Here is a 13,437-nt window from a genome sequence, read left to right on the forward strand (position 1 = left end):
TTTTAAGCTTCTTTTTTATTTTTTCCACTAAAGGCACATTCTTTTATATAATCATAACCTGCATTATCTTCTTTTATTATTTCTAAAAACACATCTACTATTAATGGATCAAATTGTGTTCCCTTGTTAATAACTAATTGTTCAACGGCTTTCTCTAAAGGCATTCCTTTTCTATAAGGTCTATCAGATACCATAGCATCAAAGGAATCTGCCACTGATATTATCCTTGCTCCAAGTGGTATCTTCTCTCCTTTTAATCCTTGTGGATATCCTTTGCCATCATATCTCTCATGGTGATATCTCACCATTTTTCTCTCTTCTTTTAAGTTTTCTACTTCTCTTAACGCATAATATCCTTTCTCAGGATGAGTTTTTATTATCTTAAATTCTTCTTCTGTAAGTGCATTTGGTTTATTTAGTATCTTTCTATCTATTCCTATCTTTCCAATATCGTGAAGTAATGCTGCAATTTCAATTTCATCAATATTTACATCCTTATATGATGTATCACTTAAACTTAATCTTTCTGCTATTAGCTTTGCATAGTAAGTAACATTTTTTGAATGTCCTGCTGTATATTCATCTTTTATCTCTATAAGCTTAACTAAAGTCCACATTATCTGCATATACTGTTCTTTTTTTATTCTTTCATTTTCACTAATAGTAGTAAGCATTACGCTTATTTCTTTATTAGCATCTATAAGTTCTTCATTATAAATTGTTAGCTCTTCTTCTCTCTGTTTTATTTTATCTGCCATATTAAATAAATTATCTATTATTTCTTTAATTTCTTTATATTGATAGCTCTCTAATGAATTAAATTCATAATTTTCTGCCGCTATATTTTTTACCATATTTGAAAAAATACTTATATTTTTAATTACTATTGCAGAAAGTCTAGCTGAAAAGGCAAACATCATAACTGATACAATTATAATAAACACTAAAAGTAAAGTTACTATTCCACCAAGTAAAAATTTATTCCCAAATATATCATATTCAACAATAATATAAGTATTCTCTATATCATTTCTTTTTATTGTGCTTAACACATACTTATTTCTACTAGAATTTTTGTACAAAATAGTTTTGGTATTATTCTCACCTAAATTTTTTAAAAGTTTAAAATCAAATATACTATTTTCATACTTTAAATCTTGTTGATAGCTTTTGAATATTATATCTCCATCTTGACATACAATATAATACTCTATATTTTCAAGTCTCTCATTTTCAATAAGATTAGGACTTATTAAAACAACACACATTCCTGTAATTTCATCATCTTTTATTATAGGGCTCACAATATTTATTGAAAGTTTTCTTGTCTTATACTGTACATATGGATTTGAAATATAAGTTTTTCTTGTTTTTAAAACTTGGTTATAATACTCTTTTCCACTGAAATCCATCCCTATAAATTCTGAGTAATCTTTTTCACTTTGTCCAGATGAAGCATTTACTATTACTCCATCTTTATCTAGTATTAAAATTCCTAAAATCCTATTTTCGATAGCAATAGTATTTTGTAAAAATACATTTTTTTCTTCTGTGGAATAATTACTATCCATATTTTTGGCAATAGTATTAGAAATTTCAACTATTCTTGCTTCCTTTTGCTGTATATTATTAGTTAGAATGTTAACTAAATTCTTTTCATTACTAAGGATATCAAAATATATAATACTTAAAATAAAAATTATAATTATTACATAGGTTATACTTATAAATACTACACCACTCTTAAGTATTGTCCTGAAGGCAGCTTCTTTTACACTTGTCAGCTTCCTATCTTTCATTTAATTATCCTCCAGTTTTATAAATTTCCCCTCTTTAACTTTAAATATAAATTCCCCATTAATACAATCTCCAAAGTAATTAAATTGTAAAGTATTGTTATGTAATTTTAAATTTTTTTCTTTCATTAGTCCTTCTTGAAAAGAAATATTGTATTTATTTTTATTTTCATAAGCTTTACTTATGAGATAAAGGGCCTCATAAGTAACTATTGAAATTATGCTATTATTTTTATCATATTTTTTTAAATTTTCTATCAAATTATTGTAGTTATAATACCTATTGCTAATATCTTTAGGACTAAAAAAAGTAAAACCTTCCACTGCTTTTCCACCATAATATATTAGATTATAATCTGCAGCCCAAGATAATCCAAAACATTCTTTATCGATGTTTTTTCTTTTCATATTCTGAATAATAAATGCAGAATCCTTTCCATAAGCTAATAGAAGAACTAGATCACATTTTTTTATTAAATCTATATTATTAGGTGAAAACTTCGCTGCTTCTCCCTTTAAAGCTTGCTTCCACAGTATTTTTCCGCCTAAATTTAAAATTTGTCCTTCTACCGAATCTTTATATTCCAAATTATTAGTATCATATATAATTGCAAAGTTATTTCCTATATTATTTCTTTTTAAATAATCAAATAAAGCCTTAATCTCTATACTATCATCTGGCAGTACCCTCCATATATAATCCTTCTTGTTACTAAAAGTAACAGATGTTGAATTAACGGCTATACATGTTATTTTATATTTTTCCAAATAAGGTTCTAATTTGATTAGCTGTTGACTGTTTGCAGCACTTATTATAACTTCTACCTTTTCAGACTTTAATGATTTAAATATGCTATCTAAATCATTAAAGTCTGTATCCTTTATCATAAGCTCAATTTTTCTATTATTAATTCCACCATGTTCATTTATTTCTTCTTGAGCTATTTGGGCTGATAAAAAGGTGGAGGTAGTATATTCACTTCTTTCCTTTTCAAAATCATTTAGTATTGCTATTTTTATAGGTTTATTATGATTTACATAAAACAAAGCTATTACTACTAGAAAAATTCCAATAAGAATAAATCTTTTTTTCTTCATAAATTATACCTCTATATGAAAATAAAAATATTATAATTTTATTTCTACCCTATCCAGCTTAGCCAGCACTTTTATATCCTTTATTCCAACAGTATCTGTTCTTAAACTACCTCTATTACTTATCAAAAGTAATTTACTATTATCTAGTTTCTTTATTTGTCTTATAATTTTTTCTCCATTATACTCAATTAGACAGATTGAATTATTTTGAATTTCATGAGTTATATGAGCAAAAGCTATATCACCTTTTGCCATTCTAAAACCTATCATATCATCATCTTCTACTTTTAAAAATAGAACCTTATCTTTTGAGTAACCCTCAATCTTATTACCTATAATAGGCATTTTTCTTCCTTCTAAAGCCTTATTCATATCATAACCATATACAGGTACAGTTTTTAAAACAGAACTAAAAGCATCATTCCAAACATCTTTTACTTTTTCAATTGGTGCAGTCTTTCCTATTTTCTCTTGTTTTCCTTCTTCCAATGCCTGTTCTTCAAAAGACATTGTTATATCATTTAAATCTTTTCCTAAAACCTTTGATATTCTATCCATCACACTTTGATTTACAACTTTTCTTCCCAATTCAACATCTTTTATAAAATTTTCAGAAGCTCCTATTTTTTTTGCTAATTGTTTTTGGCTCAACTTCGCTTCTAATCTTACTTGTTTTATTTTATTTCCAATTCTACTCATACCTATTCCTCCGATGCATTATTTTACTTCAAGTATTTAACTATATTTTAATATAATTTCTTATTTTTTTCCATTGATATATTTAGTAATTTAAATAAATAATTTATATAAAAAACCCCTTTGCTGTATAAATTCGCAAAGGGATTTAACTTTTTTTATTACATTTTTTCAGGTTCTGGATATTCTACTCCAAAAGTATCAACTGTAACTGTTTCCATAACTTGATCTTCATATGGTCTATCACTGTAATCTGTTTTTGTGCTAACTATTTTATCAGCAACCTCTATTCCTTCTATAACTTTTCCAAAAGAAGCATATTGTCCATCTAAATGTGGTGAGTTTTCTACCATTATAAAGATTTGACTTCCTGCTGAATTAGGAGCCATTGTTCTTGCCATTGATAAAACTCCTTTAGTATGCTTCAAATCATTTTTAAAACCATTTGCAGTAAACTCTCCTTTAACTGAATAACCAGGGCCACCCATTCCTGTACCTTGTGGATCTCCCCCTTGAATCATAAATCCTGGAATTACTCTATGAAAAATGACTCCATCATAAAATCCTTTTTTTATAAGGCTAATGAAATTATTCACTGTATTAGGAGCAATTTCTGGATATAGTTCTGCTTTCATAATATCTCCGTTTTGCATCTTAATAGTTACTATTGGATTCATAAAATTTTCTCCTCTCTTATAACCACTCTCTTTTAGATATTAAATATATTATACTAAATTATACCACAATATACTCCTCTTTAATAAAAAAGAAAAAAAATAAGGTCAAAGGAAATTTTTCCTCTAACCTTAAATTAATCTATAAATTATAAAACACTTATCAATTTTTAATTAATTTCTTCACTTGTCCAATTTATATTCATATAAAAATCATTTACTTCTTTATCTAACTTAATAAATAAGCATCCATTTGGAAGTATTATTAAAACTGAATCATTTAATATACTACATTCTTCATTTTTTAGAAGCTCATTTCTTTTTATCTCTAGTTTTTTATTGTCTTCTTCACTTTCATTTTTGGTTTTTATACTGAAAACTCCGCCTATTTTGTCCCCTATTGTACTTTCATCTAAGATTTCAAATACTTCTTCATATAATTCTTCTTCTTCTCCACCCATAAGCCACATCTTGTTAGGAATATCTTTATTTAAAACCTTAATATCTTCTATTGTACATATATTATTACTATCAGCGGGGTTTTTTATAACTATATAGTTGAATTTTTCCTTTTTATTAATACTAATTCTCTCTTCTTTTCCTAAAATTTGTTCTTCATATTCTTTTTTATCCTCATTTTCTTTTTTTACAATAAATACTTTCATTTTCTCACCTTATTTCTACTGTTTTTACCTTCTATAGTAATAATCTATTCGTTGATTTAACTAAGGTGATAAAAACTTTTTAAAACAGAATAGAATAATGTTGATTTTCTTCCTTGTGTCAGAAAATCTTTGAATTTAAAGGAGTTTTTTCATGCTTTGCGTGGCCCGTAAAGGAATTGAGATTAAATAAACCTTTTGAAAAACTTCTACACTTTTTTGGATAAAAGAGTTTTATTTAACATTTATTTTAAAATAAAGGCGTTTAGCCTTATATCAAGTAATGTTTATCTTGAGCTATCACTCTTAGTGTTTATCAGCCCTTTAGTTGGCGGAATAATAGTAAAAGCTAGTGAAAAATTCAATTTTTCACTAGCTTTTTTGTTCTTTTAATTTTGTTGAAAGATTTTCTGACCTAAGGAAGAAAATCCGCCTCCCCTAGTACCTAAGAAAATTACTTTACGATATTATCATTTATTGCATGAAGTTCCATTAATTACTCTTTTGAATGCTTTAATGTTTGGTAAATTTTTAACAGTCAAATGCGAAGCAATATAATCTCTCCCCTTCTTACACATCATTTCCGTAAGCAAACTTGAAAAAAGAGTTATTGGAATATCTTTTCTATTTTGAAAATCTATAATTATGCTTTCGTCTATGTTATCTTCAACAAATTCTCTTAATAACACTTCATCTTCGTATTTTATTTCTTCCCCTAAAAAATCGTTAATATTAATTTCCTTCATAACTTTCCCCCCACTTATTATGAATTCCATATAAACCTTATTTTATAATGTCATATAACGAAGCTATATTTTCAGAATTTTATAATAACTTACTAATTATACTATACATAAATATTCCAAATGCTACAACTATTTGATAATTTTTTCTCATAAATATTTTATTTAAAATATTTTTTTTATTAAATATTTAATAATTTATAAGAAATATCTAAAATTTCTTGGTTATTTGAGGAGTTAAATATTTTAACCTTACCCTTTTTATCTTTTAAATTAATAAATTTATTAATTATAAGTTGCCTTTTTAATTGAGCAGCTGTACCCTTGCTTCCATCTATAATTTTAACTTTGCCCCCAAGTATATTAATCAATTCTTTTTTAATAAAAGGATAATGAGTACATCCTAAAACTACTGAAGTTATTTTTTGAACTTCTAAATTAGAAAACTTACCTTTTATAAAATCATTTATTTCATTACCTTCTAGTATTCCTTGTTCTATAAATTCTACAAGTCCAGCACAAGGTAATGGAATAATATCAGCTTTACTTTTATATCTTGTCATAAGATTATTAAATTTTTTTTCTGTTAAAGTCATAGGAGTTGCCATTATTACTATCTTACCGTTTTTACTTAATTCAACAGCTGGTTTTAATGCTGGTTCTATTCCTATTATAGGAATATTCTTATATGTACTTCTTAACTGCTGAATAGCAGCACTTGTGGCAGTATTACATGCAACTACAATAGCTTTAACATTATATTTTAATAAAAATTCTACTGCATCGAAACTTAATTTTCTTACTTCATCAACACTTTTAATACCATAAGGAGCATTTTTAGAATCTCCAAGATAAATAAAATCTTCATTTGGGAGCAATTTTATAGCTTGTTTCAAAACACTTAATCCCCCTACTCCCGAATCAAAAAAACCTATAGGATTATCCTTAACATCCATTATTTAACCTGATTTATAGCCTTACTTACTATAAATCAGACTCACCTCCATTCTTACCACAGTTATGATAATATTGAAATTATATCCATATATAAAATAATTATCAACTCTTAAAATAATTAAGACTTGAAAAATAATATTTAATAAATTTTAATTATTCATTACAAAATTTACTCATAATATAAATTATACTTCACAAATACTTTCAATACTACCTTTATAAATTTCTAATAAAATCGTTATTTAAACCTTTACATTTTAATTCTTTATCAAAATTTTATAATATCATTGACAATTTATCAATTTTATAATAGAATTTTTTTATAATTTTTAAAATAATACGGCTTAAAATGACAAATATAAAAAATACACCAATAACACTACTATAAAAATCCAGAGGAGGAAAATTATGTTTAACAATCTAATCTATAATATCCCAAAAACAGAACACTCAGAAGAAAATCTAAAAAAAGTTCTTACTGCACATCCAGAAATTAAATTTGTATCTCTTGTAGGTATAGATCTTTCTGGAAATGATACTGATGAAAAAATTCCTATGAAAATATTCTTAGAAGACATAGATGGATTTTTAAAGGGAGCTATACAAACAGACGGTTCATCAGTTGTTCTTCCTGGCATAGCTTCATTAAATAATGCTAAAGTAGATATGATAGCAGATACTGAAGTTAATTGGTTCGTTGATTACAATTATGAAAATATTGATTTTGAAACTGGAAAACCTGTTGGATCACTTAGAATTCCTTGCTTCTTAATTCATGAAGATAAAGCAGTAGACTCAAGACATCTGCTTAAAAACTCAATAACTTATATGAAAGAAACTCTTTTAGGATTTTACAAGGATTATCCTGAACTTTTAGTTCCATATGGAATTACTGTAGATGATATAGCTGATATAGAAGCTACATCTGCAACAGAACTTGAATTTTGGGTAAAAACTCCTCAAGAAAAAGCTCATGTAGAACAACTTTCTACATCTCAAGTATTACAAGAACAATACTGGACTAGAACTAAAGGTTCTGTAAGAACTGCTCTTGAAGAAGCACTTATTTTAATGGAAAAGTATGGTCTTGAACCTGAAATGGGTCATAAAGAAGTTGGCGGAGTAAAAGCTACACTTAGCGAAGATGGTAGCTTAACGCATATAATGGAGCAACTTGAGATAGACTGGAAATACTCTGATGCAGTACAAACAGGAGACAATGAGCTTTTTGTTAGAATTTTAGTTAAAGAAACATTTAGAAGACATGGGTTAGATGTTAATTTCCTTGCTAAACCAATAAATGGTGTTGCAGGTAGTGGTGAGCATACTCACTTAAGTATTGCATTAAAATTAAAGAACGGAAAAAGAATAAATCTATTTGCACCTACTACAAAACATTTCTTAAGTATATATGGTTATGCTTCAGTAATGGGTGTATTAAAAAATTACGAAGTTATAAATCCATTTGTATCTACGACTAATGACTCATTTAGAAGATTAAAGCCAGGATTTGAAGCACCTATATGTATTGTTACTTCATTAGGTCATTCTGTAGATATACCTTCAAGAAACAGAACAATTCTTTTAGGTGTTATTAGAGATACATCAAATCCTCTTGCTACAAGATTTGAACTTAGAGCTCCAAACCCTCATACAAACACTTACTTAGTTCTTGGTACACTATTTATGGCATGTATTGATGGTATATCTTATGCAATAACTAATAAGAAAACTGAAGATGATTTATTAGCTGAGCTTTCTAAGAAATCTGGAACACCTGCTGACTATCTTGAAAAAGGCAGAGCTTACAGAAGTGAAGAAGATGTATTCGAAGACTATACAGAAGAAGAAAGAAAGAAGTTATTTGGTAAAGCACCTGCTACAGTATACGAAAATCTTACTAGCTTAAATAAATATCCTGAAAAAGTAGAAATACTAACAAAAGGTGATGTATTTACTGATAAAATTATAAACAGCTTCAAAACTGGTGCTGAAAAAAGATGGTTAACTGAGATAACTAATAGAATAATCCCTGGTTATATTAATGAAATTAGAAAATACAAAATACTTCATAATGTAGAAAAAGCTCTTGATCTTGATATTTCTAATTGGCAAAAAATAAATGACTTAAGATATTACTTAATGAAGGATTCTCATTCATCTAAATCTCTATTTACAAAAGTTATTGAAGCAGCTACTAGTGGAGATTACGCAGCTGTTTCTAATCTTCAAGTGGAAATGGATACTAAGATGGAAGAATTAAGAAAATATTATTCAAACTACAAAAGAAATCTTCTAGACTTATAATATAACTTAAATAAGCCAAGATTATTAATTCAATAATCTTGGTTTATTTATTAAATTTTATTTTAATTTTCGTAAAAAATGAATTTTTTTAATTTACTGTTAATATATCTCTTTATATATTGACTAGTTTTTAACTGTAATTTATGATTAAATTACCAAATATTATAATGTATATATGGAGGGGATATTTAATGGATTTCAAAAACACCTTATCTAAAATAAGAAAAACTGCCATTGATACTGCATCATCAGTAGCTCAATCAGCTAAAGAAGGTTCATCTGTAATAGCTAAAAAATCTGAGGAGTTAGTTGAAATATCTAAATTAACAGTATCAATAAGTTCTGAAGAATCTAAACTTAAAGATATATACGCTGAGATAGGAAAACAAATTTGTGAAAAATACGAGCATGGAATATATATTGATCCTGATCTAGTAGAAAATTGTAATGATATAGTTAAACTAAAAACTAACGTTAAAAATATGAAAGATAGAATAATACAACTAAAGAATAAAAAATTTTGTCCTAAATGTGGAGAAGCCTTGGAATCTGAAACTGTTTTTTGTCCTAAGTGTGGCTATTCTAGTGAAAATATAAATATTACAGTAGAAGAATCTAATGAAGCTTTTGAAATTAATGAAATCCAAGGAAATATTGCTGATGAAGAAACACTTCCTGAAACTGAAATAATAGAAGAAGAAAATAAAGATACTGCTTTTTAATCTAAAACTTTAGGTCAAGTCATATTTTTTAATAGGACTTGACCTAAAATATTGAAGTATGATTTTATCAATTTTAGAATAATATATCAATATGAACAATTTTGTTAACTTTATCAAAATTCTTTTCCATGCCACATTTATTTCTTATAACTTTTTAGAAATTTGCAAGTTATTTTTTGAAAATATGCAATTGAAATAATTATTTAACTCATATATAATAGTATTATTAATATTTTTTGCATAAAAACCACTGTATATATTGCATTAATTTCAGCACCATCTATTCCCATTGACAAAAAAGGAGTGAATAAATTGATTAAAAAGTTCAAAAGAATTTTAGTGGCCAACAGAGGCGAAATCGCTATAAGAATATTTAGAGCTTGTAACGAATTAGGTATAAGAACTGTTGCCATATACTCTGATGAAGATAAGTGTTCTCTATTTAGAACTAAAGCAGACGAAGCTTATCAAATAGGTAAAAATCAGGGACCTATTGAGGGATACCTTAATATTGATGAAATAATAAACCTAGCACTAAAAAAAGGAGTAGATGCAATCCATCCAGGTTATGGATTCTTATCAGAAAATCCTGAATTCGCAAAAAAATGTGAAGCAGCAGGTATCGAATTTATAGGTCCTAATGCTGATATGATGGAAAAATTAGGAGACAAGATAAAATCAAAGATAGTTGCTCAAAGCGTAAATGTCCCAACTATACCTGGTGTTGAGAAACCTGTTACCTCTGAAGATGAAGCTATAGAATTCGCAAAAGCATGTGGATATCCTATAATGCTAAAAGCTGCTGCCGGCGGTGGTGGACGTGGTATGAGAATAGTTAGAAATGAGGAAGAATTAATTCCTGCTTTTAGAAGTGCTAAAAGTGAAGCTAAGAAAGCTTTTGGTATAGATGATATTTTTATTGAAAAATATCTAGAAAATCCTAAACACATTGAAGTACAAATTTTAGGAGATAAATCTGGAAATATAGTTCATCTTTTTGAAAGAGATTGTTCTGTTCAAAGACGTCATCAAAAAGTAATTGAATTTACTCCAGCCTTTGCACTTCCAAAGAAAAAAAGAGAAGAAATTTGCGCTGATGCTTTAAAAATAGCTAAATCTGTAAACTATAGAAATGCAGGAACTTTAGAATTTTTGGTAGACATGCATGGAAACCACTATTTCATAGAAATGAATCCTAGAATTCAAGTTGAGCATACTGTAACGGAAATGGTAACTGGTATTGATATTGTTCAAAGCCAAATTCTAATTGCTCAAGGATATTCTTTAGATTGTAAGGAAATAGGTATATCTTCTCAAGATGATGTTAATTTTAGAGGATTTGCTATTCAATGTAGAGTTACTACAGAAGACCCTTCAAATAACTTTTTACCTGATACCGGTAGAATTGATCTTTATAGAACAGGTTCTGGATTTGGTATAAGACTTGATGGTGGTAATGGTTTTACAGGTGCTATAGTTAGCCCATACTACGACAGCTTACTTTTTAAAACTACAGCTTGGTCTAGAACTTTTGAGGATGCTATAAGAAAATCCCTACGTTCTTTAAAAGAATTAAAAATTTCTGGGGTAAAAACTAACGTTGACTTTTTAATTAACGTTCTAAATAATCAAGTATTTGCAAATGGTGAATGTAACACCAAATTCATTGAAGAACATAAGGAATTATTTAATATAACTACAGAAACAGATTCAGAATATAATATTCTTAAATTTATTGGTAATAAAGTTGTAAATGAAACTCACGGAACAAAAAAAGACTTTGATGTACCTCTTGTTCCAAAAATAAGTGTTCCTACAGATTTAAAAGGAACAAAACAAATACTAGATAAAAAAGGACCTGAGGGCCTTGTTAAATGGATTAAATCTCAAGAAAAATTACTTCTTACAGACACAACTATGAGAGATGCTCATCAATCTTTAATGGCAACTAGAATGAGAACTAAAGATATGGTTAAAATAGCAAAAGCAACCTCTACCCTTGGAAAAGATTTATTCTCTGTGGAAATGTGGGGAGGAGCAACCTTTGACGTAGCATATAGATTCTTAAAAGAATCTCCTTGGACTAGACTTGAAGAACTAAGAAAAAGAATGCCTAATGTTCTATTCCAAATGTTGTTAAGAGGATCTAATGGTGTTGGATATAAAAACTATCCTGATAATGTTATAAGAGAATTAATTGATCAATCAGCTAAATCAGGAATTGATGTATTTAGAATTTTTGACTCTCTTAACTGGCTAAAAGGAATGGAAGTTGCAATTGACCAAGTTCTTAAAAATGGTAAGGTTGCAGAAGCTTGCATTTGCTATACTGGAGATATTTTAGATAGTTCAAAAGACAAATATTCTTTAGACTACTACGTTAAAAAAGCAAAAGAAATAGAAAAAATGGGTGCTCACATTTTAGGAATAAAGGATATGTCAGCTTTATTAAAACCTTATGCTGCATACAAACTTATTAAAGCGTTGAAAAGTGAAATATCAATACCAATACATCTTCATACTCATGATACAACTGGAAATGGAGTAGCAACTGTAATAATGGCAGCTGAAGCTGGAGTTGACATTGTAGACACAGCCCTTAACAGTATGTCTGGACTTACAAGTCAACCTGCTCTAAACTCTGTTGTAGCAGCTCTTGAGCACACTATGAGATGTACAGGTATAGATGTAGATGGAATTCAAAAGCTTTCAGATTATTGGGCTGCTGTAAGACCAGTTTACGCTCAATTTGAATCTGAACTAAAATCTGGTTCTACTGAAATATACAAATATGAAATACCTGGAGGCCAATATTCAAACTTAAAACCTCAAGTTGAAAGTTTTGGTCTTGGACATAGATTTGATGAAGTTAAAGATATGTATAAGAAAGTAAATAATATGGTTGGTGATATTGTTAAAGTAACACCTTCTTCTAAAATGGTAGGTGACCTTGGAATCTTTATGGTTCAAAATAACCTAACACCAGAAAATATATTAGAAAAAGGTAAAGATATGGCTTTCCCTGATTCTGTAGTGTCATACTTTAAGGGAATGATGGGGCAGCCAGAAGGCGGATTCCCTAAAAATCTTCAAAAAATAGTTTTAAAAGGAGAGGAGCCTATTACTTGCAGAGCAGGTGAACTTCTTCCATCTGAAGATTTTGATGCTGTCGCTAAACATCTTAAAGATAAATTTGATATTGAGCCTACTAAGCAAGATATTATAAGCTATACACTATATCCTGATGTATTTGAAGCTTATCTAAAATATATCAAGGAAAATGGAGATCTTAGCCGAATGGGAAGTGATATCTACTTCCATGGATTACGTGAAGGAGAAACTTGTGAAATTGAGATAGCTGCAGGTAAAACTTTAATTATAAAACTCCTTCAAATAACTAATCTAGATAATGAAGGCCATAGAACTTTAGTATTTGAAGTTAATGGAAACAGACGTGAAATAAAGATAAAAGATAAAAAAGCTACAGCTTCTATAAACGTTGATTCACTACAAATGGCTGATACAGATAATCCTCTTGAAATTGGTTCAAGTATACCTGGTACAGTATTAAAAGTACTTGTACAGCCTGGAGATGAAGTTAAAGAAAATGATAGCTTAATAATAATTGAAGCTATGAAAATGGAAACAAACATTACAGCTGCATCGGATGGAATGGTAGATTCTGTAATAGTTAAAGAAGGGCAGCAAGTTCAATCAGGAGAACTCTTGATTAAACTTAAATAAATTTTCTTTGAAGCTGCATTCCCCTTATTTCTCAGAGT

The 13,437-nt window shown here is 28.2% G+C and carries 10 protein-coding genes; 3 read left to right on the forward strand and 7 right to left on the reverse strand.

Annotated features, from left to right (window positions below; translation table 11 throughout):
* Positions 1–2 precede the first annotated feature (2 nt).
* The 7 genes from OXH55_RS05240 to murI all read right to left on the reverse strand — a co-directional run bounded on the left by OXH55_RS05240 (position 3) and on the right by murI (position 6,625).
* Positions 3–1,799, reverse strand: a complete 1,797-nt coding sequence (locus OXH55_RS05240; protein WP_268048534.1) for an HD domain-containing phosphohydrolase — start codon at positions 1,797–1,799, stop codon at positions 3–5.
* Positions 1,800–2,894 carry an ABC transporter substrate-binding protein gene (locus tag OXH55_RS05245; RefSeq protein ID WP_268048535.1) on the reverse strand — a complete coding sequence of 365 codons (1,095 nt, stop codon included), beginning with the start codon at positions 2,892–2,894 and terminating at the stop codon, positions 1,800–1,802.
* Positions 2,895–2,924: 30 nt separating this feature from the next.
* Positions 2,925–3,593, reverse strand: a complete 669-nt coding sequence (locus tag OXH55_RS05250) for a S24 family peptidase (RefSeq protein WP_268048536.1) — start codon at positions 3,591–3,593, stop codon at positions 2,925–2,927.
* Positions 3,594–3,751: 158 nt separating this feature from the next.
* Positions 3,752–4,267: a peptidylprolyl isomerase gene (locus OXH55_RS05255; protein ID WP_268048538.1), complete on the reverse strand. Its 516-nt coding sequence runs from the start codon at positions 4,265–4,267 to the stop codon at positions 3,752–3,754.
* 167 nt (positions 4,268–4,434) lie between these two features.
* Positions 4,435–4,929, reverse strand: coding sequence for a hypothetical protein (locus tag OXH55_RS05260; RefSeq protein WP_268048540.1), 495 nt, complete (start codon positions 4,927–4,929; stop codon positions 4,435–4,437).
* Positions 4,930–5,396: 467 nt separating this feature from the next.
* The gene (locus OXH55_RS05265) at positions 5,397–5,672 is read right to left on the reverse strand and encodes a hypothetical protein (protein ID WP_268048542.1); all 276 of its coding nucleotides are present in this window, start codon (positions 5,670–5,672) and stop codon (positions 5,397–5,399) included.
* A gap of 179 nt (positions 5,673–5,851) precedes the next feature.
* On the reverse strand, positions 5,852–6,625 hold the full coding sequence (gene murI, locus OXH55_RS05270; protein WP_268048544.1) for a glutamate racemase: 774 nt from the start codon (positions 6,623–6,625) through the stop codon (positions 5,852–5,854).
* 409 nt (positions 6,626–7,034) lie between these two features.
* Here murI and OXH55_RS05275 point away from each other — a divergent pair, with 409 nt between their 5' ends.
* The 3 genes from OXH55_RS05275 (at position 7,035) to OXH55_RS05285 (ending at position 13,399) form a co-directional block, all read left to right on the forward strand.
* A complete protein-coding gene (locus OXH55_RS05275) occupies positions 7,035–8,933 on the forward strand; it encodes a glutamine synthetase (protein ID WP_268048546.1) in 1,899 nt (632 codons plus the stop codon).
* Between the two features lie 191 nt (positions 8,934–9,124).
* Positions 9,125–9,655: a zinc-ribbon domain-containing protein gene (locus OXH55_RS05280; protein WP_268048548.1), complete on the forward strand. Its 531-nt coding sequence runs from the start codon at positions 9,125–9,127 to the stop codon at positions 9,653–9,655.
* A 312-nt stretch (positions 9,656–9,967) separates the two neighbouring features.
* Positions 9,968–13,399, forward strand: a complete 3,432-nt coding sequence (locus OXH55_RS05285; protein WP_268048550.1) for a pyruvate carboxylase — start codon at positions 9,968–9,970, stop codon at positions 13,397–13,399.
* The last annotated feature ends 38 nt before the right edge of the window (positions 13,400–13,437 follow it).

The sequence above is a fragment of the Clostridium ganghwense genome, from assembly GCF_026735165.1.
In the GTDB taxonomy this organism is placed as follows: domain Bacteria; phylum Bacillota; class Clostridia; order Clostridiales; family Clostridiaceae; genus Clostridium_H; species Clostridium_H ganghwense.

Bases quoted from the DNA above. Each gene is read 5' to 3' on its own strand.
- murI (WP_268048544.1), bottom strand. From the start codon at position 6,625: ATGGATGTTAAGGATAATCCTATAGGTTTTTTTGATTCGGGAGTAGGG.
- OXH55_RS05245 (WP_268048535.1), bottom strand. From the start codon at position 2,894: ATGAAGAAAAAAAGATTTATTCTTATTGGAATTTTTCTAGTAGTAATA.
- OXH55_RS05255 (WP_268048538.1), bottom strand. From the start codon at position 4,267: ATGAATCCAATAGTAACTATTAAGATGCAAAACGGAGATATTATGAAA.
- OXH55_RS05280 (WP_268048548.1), top strand. From the start codon at position 9,125: ATGGATTTCAAAAACACCTTATCTAAAATAAGAAAAACTGCCATTGAT.
- OXH55_RS05265 (WP_268048542.1), bottom strand. From the start codon at position 5,672: ATGAAGGAAATTAATATTAACGATTTTTTAGGGGAAGAAATAAAATAC.
- OXH55_RS05275 (WP_268048546.1), top strand. From the start codon at position 7,035: ATGTTTAACAATCTAATCTATAATATCCCAAAAACAGAACACTCAGAA.
- OXH55_RS05260 (WP_268048540.1), bottom strand. From the start codon at position 4,929: ATGAAAGTATTTATTGTAAAAAAAGAAAATGAGGATAAAAAAGAATAT.
- OXH55_RS05250 (WP_268048536.1), bottom strand. From the start codon at position 3,593: ATGAGTAGAATTGGAAATAAAATAAAACAAGTAAGATTAGAAGCGAAG.
- OXH55_RS05240 (WP_268048534.1), bottom strand. From the start codon at position 1,799: ATGAAAGATAGGAAGCTGACAAGTGTAAAAGAAGCTGCCTTCAGGACA.